The organism is Sphingomonas hylomeconis, assembly GCF_025370105.1.
Lineage (GTDB): Bacteria > Pseudomonadota > Alphaproteobacteria > Sphingomonadales > Sphingomonadaceae > Sphingomonas > Sphingomonas hylomeconis.
Genome location: NZ_JANQBK010000003.1, coordinates 257746 through 272697, shown reverse-complemented (window position 1 = coordinate 272697; position 14952 = coordinate 257746). Strand labels below are relative to the sequence as shown.

At 66.7% G+C, this 14952-nt stretch carries 18 protein-coding genes; 6 read left to right on the top strand and 12 right to left on the bottom strand.

The genetic code is table 11. The features are described from left to right. Nucleotides 1–34 precede the first annotated feature (34 nt). The 6 genes from ruvA to NV401_RS05075 all read right to left on the bottom strand — a co-directional run bounded on the left by ruvA (nt 35) and on the right by NV401_RS05075 (nt 4151). Nucleotides 35–631, bottom strand: coding sequence for a Holliday junction branch migration protein RuvA (gene ruvA / locus NV401_RS05100; RefSeq protein WP_261293309.1), 597 nt, complete (start codon nt 629–631; stop codon nt 35–37). Between the two features lie 41 nt (nt 632–672). Beyond that, entirely contained in the window at nt 673–1158 is a 486-nt protein-coding gene (gene ruvC / locus NV401_RS05095) for a crossover junction endodeoxyribonuclease RuvC (protein ID WP_261293308.1), read from the bottom strand. 148 nt (nt 1159–1306) lie between these two features. Next, on the bottom strand, nt 1307–2050 hold the full coding sequence (locus NV401_RS05090) for a YebC/PmpR family DNA-binding transcriptional regulator (protein ID WP_261293307.1): 744 nt from the start codon (nt 2048–2050) through the stop codon (nt 1307–1309). A gap of 71 nt (nt 2051–2121) precedes the next feature. Continuing rightward, nucleotides 2122–2361 carry a DUF2312 domain-containing protein gene (locus tag NV401_RS05085; protein WP_260597666.1) on the bottom strand — a complete coding sequence of 80 codons (240 nt, stop codon included), beginning with the start codon at nt 2359–2361 and terminating at the stop codon, nt 2122–2124. Nucleotides 2362–2422: 61 nt separating this feature from the next. Further along, entirely contained in the window at nt 2423–3742 is a 1320-nt protein-coding gene (locus NV401_RS05080; RefSeq protein WP_261293306.1) for an amidohydrolase family protein, read from the bottom strand. Nucleotides 3743–3854: 112 nt separating this feature from the next. After that, complete coding sequence (locus NV401_RS05075) at nt 3855–4151, bottom strand: DUF1244 domain-containing protein (RefSeq protein ID WP_261293305.1); 297 nt, start codon at nt 4149–4151, stop codon at nt 3855–3857. A 70-nt stretch (nt 4152–4221) separates the two neighbouring features. On the opposite strand from NV401_RS05075, the gene pyk reads away from it, so the two are divergent. After that, nucleotides 4222–5679: a pyruvate kinase gene (pyk, locus tag NV401_RS05070; RefSeq protein WP_261293304.1), complete on the top strand. Its 1458-nt coding sequence runs from the start codon at nt 4222–4224 to the stop codon at nt 5677–5679. On the opposite strand, the gene NV401_RS05065 is transcribed toward pyk, so the two are convergent. The 4 genes from NV401_RS05065 to ykgO are packed head-to-tail and all read right to left on the bottom strand — an operon-like array spanning nt 5676 to nt 7141. Continuing rightward, complete coding sequence (locus NV401_RS05065) at nt 5676–6062, bottom strand: type II toxin-antitoxin system VapC family toxin (protein WP_261293303.1); 387 nt, start codon at nt 6060–6062, stop codon at nt 5676–5678. The genes pyk and NV401_RS05065 overlap by 4 nt on opposite strands. After that, the gene (locus NV401_RS05060; protein WP_261293302.1) at nt 6059–6346 is read right to left on the bottom strand and encodes a type II toxin-antitoxin system Phd/YefM family antitoxin; all 288 of its coding nucleotides are present in this window, start codon (nt 6344–6346) and stop codon (nt 6059–6061) included. Before NV401_RS05060 ends, NV401_RS05065 begins: the two co-directional genes overlap by 4 nt. Nucleotides 6347–6398: 52 nt before the next feature. Continuing rightward, nucleotides 6399–7001: an HAD family hydrolase gene (locus NV401_RS05055; protein WP_261293301.1), complete on the bottom strand. Its 603-nt coding sequence runs from the start codon at nt 6999–7001 to the stop codon at nt 6399–6401. A 14-nt stretch (nt 7002–7015) separates the two neighbouring features. Further along, nucleotides 7016–7141: a type B 50S ribosomal protein L36 gene (ykgO, locus tag NV401_RS05050; RefSeq protein ID WP_003046794.1), complete on the bottom strand. Its 126-nt coding sequence runs from the start codon at nt 7139–7141 to the stop codon at nt 7016–7018. A gap of 153 nt (nt 7142–7294) precedes the next feature. On the opposite strand from ykgO, the gene NV401_RS05045 reads away from it, so the two are divergent. From NV401_RS05045 to NV401_RS05025, 5 genes are all read left to right on the top strand, one after another. Continuing rightward, nucleotides 7295–7903 (top strand): DUF4136 domain-containing protein, encoded by a 609-nt coding sequence (locus NV401_RS05045; protein ID WP_261293300.1) that lies wholly within the window; start codon nt 7295–7297, stop codon nt 7901–7903. Beyond that, complete coding sequence (locus NV401_RS05040; protein WP_261293299.1) at nt 7900–9018, top strand: M14 family metallopeptidase; 1119 nt, start codon at nt 7900–7902, stop codon at nt 9016–9018. The genes NV401_RS05045 and NV401_RS05040 overlap by 4 nt, the downstream gene beginning before the upstream one ends. 42 nt (nt 9019–9060) lie before the next feature. After that, nucleotides 9061–9747 carry a 2,3-diphosphoglycerate-dependent phosphoglycerate mutase gene (gene gpmA / locus NV401_RS05035; protein WP_261293298.1) on the top strand — a complete coding sequence of 229 codons (687 nt, stop codon included), beginning with the start codon at nt 9061–9063 and terminating at the stop codon, nt 9745–9747. A gap of 199 nt (nt 9748–9946) precedes the next feature. Then, nucleotides 9947–10429, top strand: a complete 483-nt coding sequence (gene purE / locus NV401_RS05030; RefSeq protein WP_261293297.1) for a 5-(carboxyamino)imidazole ribonucleotide mutase — start codon at nt 9947–9949, stop codon at nt 10427–10429. Between the two features lie 8 nt (nt 10430–10437). Beyond that, the gene (locus NV401_RS05025) at nt 10438–11502 is read left to right on the top strand and encodes a 5-(carboxyamino)imidazole ribonucleotide synthase (protein ID WP_261293579.1); all 1065 of its coding nucleotides are present in this window, start codon (nt 10438–10440) and stop codon (nt 11500–11502) included. A gap of 207 nt (nt 11503–11709) precedes the next feature. Here NV401_RS05025 and NV401_RS05020 read toward each other — a convergent pair whose 3' ends face one another. Together NV401_RS05020 and NV401_RS05015 are read right to left on the bottom strand one after the other, a co-directional pair. Beyond that, on the bottom strand, nt 11710–12012 hold the full coding sequence (locus NV401_RS05020; RefSeq protein WP_261293296.1) for a hypothetical protein: 303 nt from the start codon (nt 12010–12012) through the stop codon (nt 11710–11712). After that, nucleotides 12012–14846 carry a M16 family metallopeptidase gene (locus NV401_RS05015; RefSeq protein ID WP_261293295.1) on the bottom strand — a complete coding sequence of 945 codons (2835 nt, stop codon included), beginning with the start codon at nt 14844–14846 and terminating at the stop codon, nt 12012–12014. Before NV401_RS05015 ends, NV401_RS05020 begins: the two co-directional genes overlap by 1 nt. Nucleotides 14847–14952: the final 106 nt, after the last annotated feature.

Sequence of the window (14952 nt, the reverse complement as noted above, 5' to 3'; positions counted from 1 at the left end):
CGGGACCGCGCGCCGCCCGGGCCGCGTCACCGCGTCAGGGCTTGGCCGCCTTGCGCAGCGCAAGACGCACCAGTGCATCCAGCGTCGACCCGGCGCCGAGCTCCTCCTCCGCCGCGGCCACCGCACCCGCGGCTTCGGCCGGGCGGAAGCCGAGGTTGAGCAGCGCCGAGACGGCATCGGCGCCCGCCCCGCTCGGCGCGATGCTCGTGCCTGCCGGGCCGAGCACGATGCCGCCGGTCTTGTCCTTCAGTTCGCGCACGATGCGCTCGGCGAGCTTCGGGCCGACGCCGTTGGCGCGCGCGACCATCGCCTTGTCCTGGCTGGCGATCGCGCGGGCAAGATCGGTGGGTTCGAGCGCGGAGAGGATCGCCAGCGCGACCCGCGCGCCGACCCCCTGCACGCCGGTCAGCAGCCGGAACCAGTCACGCTCGCCCGCCGTGGCGAAGCCGACCAGGCGGATGAAATCCTCCGCCACCAGCATCTCGGTGTGCAGCATGCACGCCTCCCCCACCGGCCCGATCGCCGCCAGCGTGCGCGACGAGGCGCCGACGAGATAGCCGACGCCGCCGACCTCGATCACTGCATGGTCGATATCGGTGGCCGCGAGGATGCCCTTGAGATGTGCGATCATCGCCGCTTGCTAGCAGGTCCGCCCGGCCGCGGGGAGGGGGATCAGGGCAGGCGTCGTGCGCTGGCCAGATGGTGCGCGTGGCAGATCGCCACCGCCAGCGCATCGGCGGCGTCGGCGCCGTCGATCTTCACGCCGGGCAGCAATCGCGCGACCATCGCATGGACCTGCGCCTTCTCGGCGCTGCCGGTGCCGACCACCGCCTTCTTGACGAGGCGCGGGGCATATTCGCCGGGCGCAATACCATGGCGCGCCACCGCGCACAGCGCCACGCCGCGGGCATGCGCGAGCTTCAGCGTCGATTGCGGGTTGGTGTTGACGAACACTTCCTCGACCGCCGCACCTTGCGGGTCGTGATCGGCGATCAGCGCGGCGATCATCGTATCGAGATGCGCCAGCCGCCGGGCCAGCGGCGCGGCGGTATCGGTCTTCAGCTTGCCGTTGGCGAGATGCGACAGGCGGTTGCCCTCGGCGCGGATCAGCCCCCAGCCGGTCGTGCCGAGGCCGGGATCGAGGCCGAGGATGATCACTTAATTCCTCCCCGGAACGGGGAGGTGGCAGCCTGCAAGGCTGACGGAGGGGGTGAGCCGGCAACGCTGCGCTTGCGGAGAGCCCCCTCCACCATTTGCCGAAAGAGGCAAATGGTCCCCCTCCCCGTCCCGGGGAGGAGCTTATGCCTCAACCCAGTTTCTCCATGACCTCGTCGGAGATTTCGTAATTGCCCCACACGGTCTGCACGTCGTCGTCATCGTCGAGCGTGTCGAGCAGCTTGAACAAGGTCGCGGCATCGCCCTCGCCCACGTCGACCATGATCTGCGGGCGCCAGGCGAGCTTCGCACCGTCCGGCTCGCCCAATACCGGGGTCAGCGCCTTGACGACCTCGTGCAGCGATTCGTTCGAGGTCCAGATCTCATGCCCGTCCTCGTTCGACGTCACGTCGTCCGCGCCGGCCTCGAGCGCCGCCTCGAACACCGTGTCGGCGTCGCCCGCGCTCGCCGGATAATTAATCAGCCCCAGGCGATCGAACGCATGGCTGACCGACCCGCCGGCGCCGAGATTGCCGCCATTCTTGGCCACCGCGGTGCGCACGTTGGTCGCCGTACGGTTGCGATTGTCGGTCAGTGCCTCGATGATGAGGGACACGCCGCCGGGGCCGAAGCCCTCGTAGCGGATTTCCTCGTACGTCTCGGCATCGCCGCGGCTCGCTTTGTCGATCGAGCGCTGGATATTGTCCTTGGGCAGCGACGCCGCCTTGGCCGCATTGACCGCCATGCGCAGCCGCGGGTTCATGTCCGGATCGGGCAGGCCCATCTTCGCCGCGACGGTGATTTCGCGGCTGAGCTTGGAGAAGAGCGACGAACGCTTCTTATCCTGCGCACCCTTGCGGTGCATGATGTTCTTGAATTTTGAATGGCCTGCCATCGTCCGTCTCTATCCGTTACCGCCAAATCAGGCCAGCCCGGGCGCCGCAGCGCCCAGGCCGATGCCCCGCATCATGCCAGGCCGAGTGCCGCCTTATACGTCTCGAGCAAGGCCTCTGCCTCGTCGCGATGATGCTTTTCCATCCGGCGCAGGCGGACGATCGCACGCATCGTCTTGGTATCGTAGCCGTTCGATTTCGATTCGGCATAGACGTCCTTGATGTCGTCGGCGATGCCCTTCTTTTCTTCTTCCAAGCGCTCGATCCGCTCGATCAGAAGGCGCAACTGCTCCGCGCCGATAACGTCACTCATCATGGTCTCCGAATTGGGGTTGGGCAGAGCCTCTAGGCGGTTCGGCCCGTTCGCTCAACCGTCACTTGGCAACGGCGACCACGCCGCGGTGCATGACGAAGTCGACCCGTTCGAGCGCGCGGACATCGTCGAGCGGTGAGCCGGCGACGGCGATGATGTCGGCGGTCTTGCCGATGGCGAGCGTGCCGACATCGTCGCGCCCGAGCAGATCGGCGCTGCCCACGGTGGCCGCACGGATCGCCTGCATCGGCGTCATGCCGGCGGCGACCATCAGCGCGAACTCCTGCGCATTGTCGCCATGTTTGGAAACGCCGGTATCGGTGCCGAACGCGATCTTCACGCCGGCGGCGATCGCCTTGCTGTGGCTGGCGCGCATCGCTGCCGCCGCCGCTTCCGCCTTGGGGATCGTCGCCGCGGGCAGCGCGCCGCTGCGCGCCTGGGCGAGCGCGGCGACCGGCGCCATCTCGGTCATCACCAGATAGGCGCCGGTGCGCTTGAACAGGGCGATCGCCTCGTCGTCGAGGAAGGTGCCGTGATCGATCGAATCGACCCCGGCGGCGAGCGCGGCCTTGCTGCCCTCTGCGGCATGGCTGTGCGCGGCGACCTTGCGGCCCATCGCATGCGCGGTATCGATGATCGCCTTCATCTCCTCCGGCGTCATCGCGCGGCCGAGCCCGCCGGCGACGTTGGAGAGCACCCCGCCGGTGGCGGCGAACTTGATCACCTTGGCGCCGAGCCCGATCTGCGCGCGCACCGCGCGGCGGCAATCGTCGGGGCCGTCGCACAGGTTGATCTCGGTCTTGTGTACCGCATCGGCGAAGGTTTCGGCCAGGCCGTTGCCGCCATCGCCGTGCCCGCCGGTGACCGAGACCATCTCGCCGGCATTGGTGATCGTCGGCCCCGCGATCGTGCCGGCGTCGATCGCGTCACGCAGGGAGCGGATCCCGCGCGGATCGCCGCCCAGATCGCGCACCGAGGTGAAGCCGGCGTCCAGCGTGGTGCGGGCGTTGACCACCGCGGTCATCATGTCGTCGAAGCGGTCGCGGTTTAGCGCCTCGAGCCGGCTGCGCAGCGGATCGCCGCCGATGCCCCACAGATGGACATGCGCGTCGATCAGCCCGGGGAGGACGAACTTGCGCGACAGATCGACCAGCCTGGCGCCCGCTTCCGGCGCAGCGAAGCCGTCGCGGATTTCGGCGATCTTGCCGTCGCGGATCACGATCGTGCTGTTGCCACGGGGCTTGTCGCCCGGGCGGTCGAGCAACGTGCCGGCATGGATATAGGTGACGGCGGATGTCGCGGCGCTGGTCGGCACGGCGGTCTGGGCGCCGGCGGCGGTCGTCGATAGCAGCGCAAGCGCCGCGAGCATGGCGAACTTCATTTCACTCTCCCCTGTTGTCGACGGTGTCGCGTGGGCGGGGAAAAGGGTCAAGGGTAGCCGGCGCAAGCGTCACCCCAGCGGTCGCTGGGATGACGCATTTCTTGAAGCGGGCTCAGCCCGGATTCTTCTTCATGCTCTCCGCCATCCGCGCGAGCTGTTCGGGCGTCGCCTCGGCCTGATGCGCGTCCTTCCACTGCGCATAGGGCATGCCGTAGATGATTTCGCGCGCCTCCTCCTTGCTCAGCGACGGATCTGCGTCCTGCGTCCATTCCGACAGGCAGTTGCGGCAGAAGCCGGCCAGGCCCATCAGGTCGATATTCTCGGCATCGTCGCGGTGGCGCAGATGCAGGACGAGCCGGCGAAACGCGGCGGCGGCGACCTTGTCGTCGAGAGTGTCCAGCGTTGCCATTTTTGCGTCTCCAAGGTTGATCGGGCCGAGATAGGCTTTAGAGCCGGCGCGGCAAGGCGAGGACCCGAAGATGACCAAGGCAATCAGCCCACGATCGCGCAAGGTACGCATTCTCGCGACGCTCGGCCCGGCGAGCAGCACGCCCGAAATGATCGGCCGGTTGTTCGAGGCGGGGGCGGATGCGTTCCGCGTCAACATGAGCCATGGCGATCAGGAATCGAAGATCGCGGTGATCAAGGCGATCCGCGGCCTGGAAAAGGTCTATGGTCGCCCGACGACGATCCTGGCCGATCTGCAGGGGCCCAAGCTGCGCGTCGGCAAATTTGCCGCAGGCAAGGTCGAGCTGGTCACCGGCAGCATCTTCGTGCTCGACCGTGACGTGACGCCCGGCGACGCGACGCGCGTCGAATTGCCGCACAAGGAGATCTTCGCGGCGATCGAGCCCAATGCCCGGCTGCTGCTCGACGACGGCAAGCTGGTGCTGCGCGTGATCGAGCATGAGGCCGACCGCATCACGACGCGCGTCGAGGTCGGCGGGCCGCTGTCGAACAACAAGGGGCTGAACGTCCCCGACGTGGTCATCCCGATGGCCGCGCTGACGCCCAAGGATCGCAGCGATCTCGCCTTCGCGGTCGATCAGGGGGTCGACTGGATTGCGCTCAGCTTCGTCCAGCGCCCGGAGGATCTCGCCGAGGCGCGCACGCTGATCCGCGGCAAGGCGGCATTGCTGGCCAAGATCGAGAAGCCGTCGGCGATCGATCGCCTGGAGGAGATTATCGAGAATTGCGACGGCGTGATGGTCGCGCGCGGCGATCTCGGCGTGGAACTGCCGCCCGAGACGGTCCCGCCGCTGCAGAAGCGCATCGTCGAGGTATCGCGCCGGCTCGGCCGGCCGGTGGTGGTGGCGACGCAGATGCTCGAATCGATGATCGTCTCGCCCTCCCCGACCCGCGCCGAAGTGTCCGACGTGGCGACCGCCATCTATGACGGCGCCGATGCGATCATGCTGTCGGCGGAAAGCGCGGCGGGCGCCTGGCCGATCGAATCGGTGGCGATGATGAATTCGATCGGCAATTCGGTGGAAAGCGATCCAACGCATGGCGACCGCGTCCACTTCACCGTGACGCGCGCGGACCCGACCACCGCGGACGCGCTGGCCGAGGCGGCGAAGAACATTGCCGCGACCGTCGGCGCGAAGGCGATCGTCTGTTTCACGACCTCCGGCTCGACCGCCCGGCGCGTCGCGCGCGAACGGCCGGGCGTGCCGCTGATGGTGCTGACTCCCCGGCTGGAGACGGCACGGCGGCTCGGGCTTCTGTGGGGCACGCATGCGGTGCACACGCGCGACGTTGAATCGTTCGAGGAGATGGTCGCCAAGTCGAAGCGGATGGTGCTGCGGCACAATCTCGCAGGGCCGGGCGACAGCGTGATCCTGATGGCCGGCGTCCCGTTCCGCACGCCGGGATCGACCAACGTGCTGCACGTGGTGCGCATCATCGGCGACGAACTGAAGGGCCGCGACGGCTAGGCGGAGATCGCCAGCGGGTGATCGAGCAGCCTGGTGTCGCGCGTAAGCAGCCTGGCACCGAGACATTGCGCGTGGACCAGAAGCATCACATCGAACGGATCATGATGGTCGATCGCCACGTCGAGGCTGGCGGCGCAATCCGTACCCGTTAGCGGTGCGAGTTCCATCTCGTTATCAATGACGAATTGCAGCGCCTTGTGGGGATCCAGCAGGTCGCGGCGCCGCATCCCGCCATGCTTGTCCCATTTGATGCGAAACTCCCAGATCGACACGGACGACACAACGAGATCGTTACGTGACATCAGCGCATGTTCGGACCGACTGATCTTGGTCGGCTCAGCCACGAGCCGCTGCACGAAGTGCGTATCGAGCAGGATCCTCACTCGTCGGCGAACTTCTTGTCGAGCCGATCCAGATACTCACCCCAAACTTCACGCGTCCATTCAGGACCCGTGAACGGAATGTCGTCGTCCGCTCCGCTTTCGAAGGTATCGAGCCCCAGTTCGATACGGACCCGCTCGGCGCGGTCCCAATCAAAGCCGGACTTTTTCCGTGGCGGCCCGAGTTCGGCGACCGTCTTGCCGTTACGGGTGATCGACACCTGTTCGCCGCGTTCCGCCGCGTCGAGCGCGTGGGCAAAATTGGCGCGGGCCTCGCGGACGGACATTTTCATGGGACCGACTCCAGATTGTGTACGCGTTGTACACAAACCGGTCGATTCAGGCAAGAATGCCCAGATCGGCCAGATCGCGGCGCAGCGTCTCGGCATCGGTGAACAGCAATGCGTGCATGCCCACCGACTCGGCGCCGGCGACGTTGTCGGCGCGGTCGTCGATGAACACCGCGTCGTCCGCCACCAGCCCGAATCGCTCCAGCGCCAGATGATAGATCGCGGCATCGGGCTTGGTCAGCTTCTCGTCGCCCGACACGACGATGCCGCGGAAGCGATCGAACACGGCCGCTTCGCGCGCGCGGAACGGCGCCCAGAACTCGCCGGAGAAATTGGTGATCGCGTAGAGCGGCACGCCGCCGGCATCGAGATCGGCCACCACCGCATCCATCCCCGGCATCATGCCGGTGATGCTGTCGCCGAAATGCGATCCCCAGCGCGCGATCAGATCGGCGTGCTGCGGATGTTGCGCGCTAAGCTCGGCGGATGTCTCGGCGAACGGACGGCCGGCATCATGCTGGAAATGCCAGTCCAGCGTGGTCACGTCGCGCAGGAATGCATCGAGCGCCCGATCGTCCTCGATCAGGCGCTCGTACAGAACCCGGGGGTTCCACGCATACAGGACGTTGCCGACGTCGAAGACGACGGCCAACGGCCGAGGCAAGATCAGCCCTGGCGTGCCTTGAAGCGACGGTTGGTCTTGTTGATCACGTACGTGCGGCCGCGACGACGGATCACGCGGTTGTCGCGATGGCGGTCCTTGAGGGACTTCAGGCTGTTACGAATCTTCATGATCTGGAATCGCTTCTTGATTCTGGTGTTCGGAAATGACGTGTGCGCCTATAGTCGGGCCGCTATCAAGTCAACCCGCGCGCCCCACGGATCGTCGCGCGGGATGAAGCGTTACACCCTGGCAACAAGATTGCCCTGCGGAGCATATAACAGATGAAAATTGCGGCATTAGGTTTGGCTTTGGCCGCAGCGGCGCTGGCCGGCTGCACGACGACGAGCGCCAGCGGCCCGGTGAGCGTGACGCGCTTCCACCTCGGCGCGCCACTCGAGCGCGGCTCGGTGACGGTCGAACCGCTGCCCGGCGGCGCGGGGCCGAGCCTCGAATTCCAGACCTATGCCGATGCGGTGCGCGAGCAGCTGCTCGCCTCGGGCTATAGCGCGCCGGCCGCTGGCCCCGCGCAATATCTTGCGGTGGTGAGCTTCGCGCGCGCCAGCCGCGAGATCGAGCCGCGCCGCTCGCCGGTATCGATCGGGCTCGGCGGCGGCGGCTTCAGCGGCGGGCGCCGTGGCGGCGGGCTCGGGCTGGGCGGCGGGGTCTCCTTCCCGATCGGCAAGGCCAAGGCACGCTCGGCGGTGGCGTCCGAACTCGCCGTGCAGATCCGCCGGCGCAGCGACGGCACGGTGATCTGGGAAGGCCGTGCGCAGACCGATGCGCCCGAAACCGCGCCCGATGCGCAGGCCAATGTTGCCGCGGGGAAATTGGCGCGCGCGTTGTTCCAGGGGTTTCCGGGTGAATCTGGGCGTTCTATCACGGTGAGATGAGCATCACCATCAACGCCGCCTTCGACAGCGGCAATATCGACCTCGTTTCCGTGACCGGCGACGTGGTCGATCTCAAAATCCGCCGCGACCGGGAATCGGACTTCTTCCAGTGGTTCTATTTCCGCGTCGCCGGTGCGGCAGGCCGCACGCTGACCTTCCGCGTCGTCAACGCCGGCGACTCCGCCTATCCGCAGGGCTGGCCCGGCTATAGCGCGCGCGCTTCGACCGATCGGCTGGCCTGGCGTCAGACGCCGACGCGCTATGCCGATGGCGTGCTCGAATGGGACTGGGACGGCAGCGACGCGCTGGTCTGGTTCGCCTATTTCGCGCCTTATACGATGGAGCAGCACGAGGCGCTGATCGCGCGTACCGCCGCGTTGCCTGGCGTCACCCACCGCGAACTCGGCCAGTCGCTCGACGGTCAAGCGATCGATTGCCTGACGATTGGCAACGGGCCCAAGCCGGTGTGGCTCTATGCCCGCCAGCATCCCGGTGAATCGATGGCCGAATGGTGGATGGAAGGCGCGCTAGAGCGGCTGACCGACACGGCCGATCCGGTGACGCAGGCCTTGCTCGCCAAGGCCACCTTCCACGTCGTGCCCAACATGAACCCGGACGGCACGCGCCGCGGGCATCTGCGCACCAATGCCGCGGGGGTGAACCTCAACCGCGAATGGCATGAACCGACGCCCGAGCGCAGCCCCGAAGTGCTGTGCGTGCGGAACGCGATGGATGCCAGCGGCGTAGCGTTCGCGATGGACGTGCATGGCGACGAGGCAATCCCGGCCAATTTCTTTGCCGGGTTCGAAGGCATCCCCAACTGGTCCGATGCGCAGGGCGAGAAATTCTACGATTTCGGCCGCCGGCTGGAAGCGCACACGCAAGATTTCCAGACGGCGCAGGGCTACGGCAAGTCCGCACCGGGCAAGGCCAATCTCAGCATGTCGACCAATCAGGTCGCCAATCGCTTCGGCGCATTGTCCTTCACGTTGGAGATGCCGTTCAAGGATCACGATCTGAATGCCGATGCCGAGTTTGGCTGGTCGCCCGAGCGGAGCAAGCAACTGGCGCATAGCTGCCTGGAAGTGCTCGCCGACGTGATCGACACGCTTTAGGAAAACCGTTCCCCGGCCTGCGCGGGGAACCAAGGAGACACCATGCCCACCCTAGTCCTGATCCGCCACGGCCAATCCAGCTGGAACCTAGAGAACCGCTTTACCGGCTGGTGGGACGTCGACGTGACCGACAAGGGCGTCGAGGAAGCGCGCGCGGCCGGGCGGCTGATGGCAGAGAAGGGCCTGGATTTCGACCAGACCTTCACAAGCCTGCAGAGCCGCGCGATCAAGACGCTCAACCTGGCGCTCGAGGAAATGGGCCGGCTGTGGCTGCCGGTGGAGAAGGACTGGCGGCTCAACGAGCGGCATTATGGCGGGCTGACCGGACTCAACAAGGCCGAGACGGCGGCCAAGCATGGCGACGCGCAGGTGCATATCTGGCGCCGCAGCTTCGACATCCCCCCGCCACCGCTGGAAGCGGGTAGCGCGTACGATCTGTCGCAGGATCGCCGCTATGCCGGCATCGCCATTCCCGCGACCGAAAGCCTGAAGGACACGATCGCCCGCGTCCTGCCCTATTGGGAAGGCCGCATCGCGCCGGCACTGAAGGACGGCCAGCGCGTGCTGATCTCCGCGCACGGCAATTCGCTGCGCGCGCTGGTCAAGCATCTGTCGAACATTCCCGACGACGAGATCACGTCGCTCGAGATCCCGACCGGCCAGCCGATCGTGTACGAGCTGGACGCGCAGCTGAACGCAACGGATCGCTATTATCTCAGCGAGCGCTGACCGCGCTACCGCCTCCCAATCGTCACCCCGGGCTTGTTCCCGGGTCCACCGCGGGGCTTTCGGCACCGTAACTTGTCGATTGCAAGATTCGCGGCATGGTGGACCCCGGAACAAGTCCGGGGTGACGTTCAGATAGGGCGGCGTGCAACAGCGCGACATCGCCGTTGCCCTTGCTGCCCTGCCCCGCTAACCGCAGAGCATGACGCACCCCCTTGTCGGCATCATCATGGGCAGCACTTCCGATTGGGAGACGATGCGCCATGCCGCCGAGGCGCTCGATGCGCTCGCCGTGCCCTATGAGACACGCGTCGTCTCCGCGCATCGCACGCCGCATCGGCTGTACGATTATGCCGAACAGGCGGGCGTCCGGGGCCTCAAGGTGATCATCGCGGGCGCGGGCGGCGCGGCGCATCTGCCGGGGATGGCGGCGTCGATGACGCATCTGCCGGTGCTCGGCGTACCGGTCGAATCCAAGGCGCTGAAAGGCATGGATAGCCTGCTGTCGATCGTCCAGATGCCCGGCGGCATTCCCGTCGGCACGCTGGCGATCGGCCCGGCCGGCGCGAAGAATGCCGGTCTGCTCGCGGCGGCGATCCTCGCCACGTCGGACGCGATCCTGGCCGAGCGGCTGAAAGCGTGGCGCCAGGCGCAGACCGATAGCGTGGCGAACGACCCGGCATGAAGACGGCGATGACGGTGCTGCCGCCGGGCTCGACGATCGGCATCCTGGGCGGCGGCCAGCTCGGCCGCATGCTGGCCAGCGCGGCGGCCGAACTCGGCTATCGCACGCATGTGCTGGCGCCCGACCGGCAGAGCGTGGCGGCGCAGACCGCCTCCAGCCTGACGCGCGCGGATTATCACAACCGCATCGTGCTCAAGGATTTCGCCGCCGCGTGCGACGTGGTGACGTACGAGTTCGAGAATATCGATGTCGTACCGGTCGAATGGCTGGCGACGCATGTCCCGGTTCATCCCGGTCCCAAGGCATTGCGCGTGTCGCAGGAGCGCGCCGCGGAGAAGAGGTTCGTCGAGAGCCTGGGCGGGCGGCCGGCGCGCTGGGCGGCGGTCAACAGCCGCGAGGAGCTCGAAGCGGGGCTTGCGCATACCGGGACCCCGGCGGTGCTGAAGACCGCGCGCTTCGGCTATGACGGCAAGGGCCAGATGGTCATCGCGACGCCGGCCGATGCCGACGCGGCATGGGAGGCGATCGGCGGACCGGCCGTGCTCGAGGCGTTCGTCGATTTCAGTCACGAATTTTCCGTACTGATCGCGCGTCGCGCCGATGGCGTGGTTGCGCGGTACCCGGTGCCGCATAACGTGCACGAGCATGCCGTCCTGCGCACCTCCACCCTGCCCGCGCCGGCCGAGGTGTTGGCACAGGCAGAGGAAGCGACCGAACTCGCCGTGCGAATTGCCGAGGCGCTCGACTATGTCGGCGTGCTGGCGTGCGAATTCTTCGTCGGCCGTGATGGCCCGGTGTTCAACGAAATGGCGCCGCGTGTGCACAATTCCGGGCATTGGACGATCGAGGGCGCCGTGACCTCGCAGTTCGAGAATCACATTCGCGCGATCTGCGGCTTGCCGCTCGGCGATACCGCGATGACTGCGGCAGGCGTCGCGATGGACAATCTGATCGGCGAGGATGCCGAGCGCTGGGCCGAGATCCTGGCCGAGCCGGGCGCGCATCTGCACCTGTACGGCAAGGATATCCGCCCCGGCCGCAAGATGGGGCATGTCACGCGACTGACGCGCTGATCTGCTCCTCCCCGGCACGGGGAGGGGGACCGCTCGGCTTCTTCAGCCGAGTGGTGGAGGGGGTTAGCCGGCAACGCTGCCCTCGCGCTGCCGGCCCACCCCCTCCACCAGCTTCGCTGGTCCCCCTCCCCGTTCCGGGGAGGAATAAGAAAAGGCCCGCCTCCTCATCGGAAGCGGGCCCTTTCTAGTCGCAATGATCGGTGTGGCTTACGCCACCCGCGTACCCGACATCGGGAAGCTGCCGAACGCGCCGGCGCCGACGCTGCCGGTGATCGTGTCGCCGTCGATCGTCGCGGTGCAATCCAGCGTCATCGGCATCGGCACCGTCATGTTCATCTTCCAGGCGATCGTGTTGCCATCGACCGTGCCGTCGGTGATGTCGACCGAGCCCATCGCGCCGGCATTGGTGCCGGTGAAGGTGGCGCCGTCGCTCTTGACGGTCAGCGTGCTCTTCTGGTCGCCAAGCGGCGACTTGACGATCGTTTCGTAGGTGCCATCGACATCGGCCATCATTTCTCTCCCGAAGCTGGTGCGCCCGCCACGGACGCTGCGGTGATTACCTCCACGGGCAGGCCGACGCTGTCAAGCTGCGGCCGGACCGTCTTGGCATCGCCGACCACCACCCAGACGATCTTCTTCGGGTCGATTGCCGCGCGTGCCGCAGCGTCAAGCTGATCGCGCGTCAGCCCACGATATTTTTGCGTGATCGTCGCATAATAATCGTCCGGCCGCTTGTAGAGATCGTTCGACTGCATTGCGCTCAGCACATCGCTGGACGTTTCGAACGTGCCGGACAGCGCGCGCGTCGCGCCGTTGATCGAGCGCTCGAACTCGGCCTGGGTGAGCGGCTTGGCGCCGACGAACTCGGCGATGTCCTGGCGCAGTGCCTTGATCGATTCGCCGGTCTTGTCGGCCTGCACCGGCGCGCTGATGACATAGGGCGCGCCATTTTCGCTACGCTGGAAATTGCCGCTGACGCCGTACGACCAATGCTTGCCCTCGCGCAGATCCATGTTGATCCGGCTGAGGAAGCTGCCACCCAGCGCATCGTTGGCGGTGATCACCGCGAGCAGATCGTCACTGCCGTTGAGCCCGGTGACGAGCCCGGCCGAAATCTGCGACTGCGGCGAATCCGGGCGATCGACCAGGATGATCTTCGGCGCCGACGTGCCGGTGATCGGGCCGAACGTCTTGGTGCCGGCCGGGCCGACACCCGTCCAGTCACCGAAGCGCCGGTCGAGCGCGGTCTTGACGGTGGCCAGCGGCAGATCGCTGACGACGAAGATCTTGGCCTTTTCCGGACGCAGCCAGGCGTGCTGGAACGCGACCAGATCACCCGGCGTCAGCGTCGCCACCGCGGCGGGATCGCCGCCGCCCGACGATTTGGCATAAGGCGAGGCCGGGCCGTAGATCAGCTTGGGCAGGACGCGCCCGGCAAGACCGCCGGGGCTGGTCAGCTCCTGCGCGATGCCGGCCAGCTGCACGTTCTTGACGCGCGCCACTTCGGCCGGCGCGAACGCCGGGTTGCGCGTGATATCGGCGAACAGTTCGGTCGCCGCGCCGAGATTGGCGCTCGGCGCCGACATCGAGACAAAGGTGCGATCAAGGCTCGCCCCGGTGCCGATATCCATGCCGATCCGCTCGCGCGCCTCGGCGAGCTTGGTCGAATCGAGCGTCCGCGTGCCTTCGTCCATCATGCTGAGCGTCAGCTGCTGCGTGCCGAGCTTGCCCGCCACGTCGGCGGCCACGCCAGCATCGAAGCTGATCACCGCCTGGGTGATCGGCACTGCGGCGCGCTGGGCATAGATAAGCTCAATGCCGTTCTTGAGCCGCGTGCGTTCGACTGCCGGGAAGGTCAGACCGGCGACATCGCCGACCATTGGCAGTGCGCCGCGCGTGCCCTTGGGCGCGGCCGGGGCGGCCTCGACGATCTTCACCTCGGCCGGCACTTCCGCTTCGGCATAGGCGTCGCGCGGGCCGTTGACGACCGACAGGCTGTAGGACGGCCGGGTCAGCCAGGCCGCGGTCGCCGCCTTGACGCTCGCCGGGGTCTGCGCGGCGAGTTGCGCCAGCTGCTTCTTGTAGAAGCCGGGATCGTTCGAATAGAGCGCGCCCTCGGCCAAGGCGACCGCCTTGCCGCCGAACCCGCCGACCGATTCCAGCCCCTCGATCCGATCGACCGTGGTCTTGGTGACATAACGGCGCACTTCGTCTGCGCTCGGCCCGGTCTTGATGAAGTCGGCGACGATCTCGTCAACGCGCTTGGCCACGGCCGCCGCGTCGACGCCTGGGCGCACGACCGTGTAGATGTCGAACGTGCCGACCTGCGCGAAGCTGGAATTGTTGACGCTGACCTGCACCGCGAGCTTTTCCTGGCGCACCAGGATATTCTGCAGCCGCGAGCTGGAGAGGCCGCCGAGCACGCCGGCGGCGACATCGAGCGCGGTCGAATCCTTGTCGTTCAGCCCCGGCACCGGCCAGGAGCGCACCAGCAAGGTCGCAGCGACACGGTCCTTCATGATCTCGGCCTTGGGCGCGGCAAGCTTCGGCACTGGCGCGGTCGGCCGCACGGATTGGGGGCCGCGCGCGATCGCCGCGAAATTCTTTTCGACCAATTGCTTGGCGGTGGCCAGATCGACGTCGCCAGCCAGCACCAGCACGGCGTTGTTCGGGCCGTAATGATCCTTGAACCAGCCCTTCACGTCAGACAGCTTGGCATTGTCGAGATCGGCCATCGAGCCGATCGTCGTGTGGCCGTACGGATGATCGGCCGGGAACAGGCCTTCGTTGAGCTTATACTCGATAAGGCCGTAGGGCTGATTGTCGCCCGAGCGCTTCTCGTTCTGCACCACGCCGCGCTGTTCATCGAGCACGCCCTGGGTGATCGCGCCGGTCAGATAGCCCATGCGATCGGATTCGAGGAACAGCGCACGGTCCAGCGCAGCGGTCGGCACGGTCTCGAAATAATTGGTGCGGTCGAAATAGGTCGTGCCGTTGAAGTCGGTCGCGCCGACCTGCTTCAGGGGTTCGAAGAAATCGTTCGGCGCGTTCTCGCTGCCGTTGAACATCAGATGTTCGAACAGATGCGCGAAACCCGATTTGCCCTTGGGCTCGTGCTTCGAGCCGACATCGTACCATACCGACACGGCGACGACCGGCGCCTTGCGATCGGTGTGCACGATGACGCGGAGGCCGTTGGCGAGCGTGAACGTCTCGTAGGGAATATCGACCTGCTTGACGAGCGCAGACACCGGCGCGGGGGCGGCCGCCTTGGGCGCCGCAAGCGCGGGCGACGCGAGTGCGAACAGCGCCACGCCGGACAGGGCGATGATCTTCGAGGTCATTGGAAAGTTCCTTGAACACATACGATGATGACAGACTGTAGCAGTGACCCGGCGCGGCGCAATTTCTGTATGCGCCGGGTTTTCAAATTCCGTCATCCTGACGCAA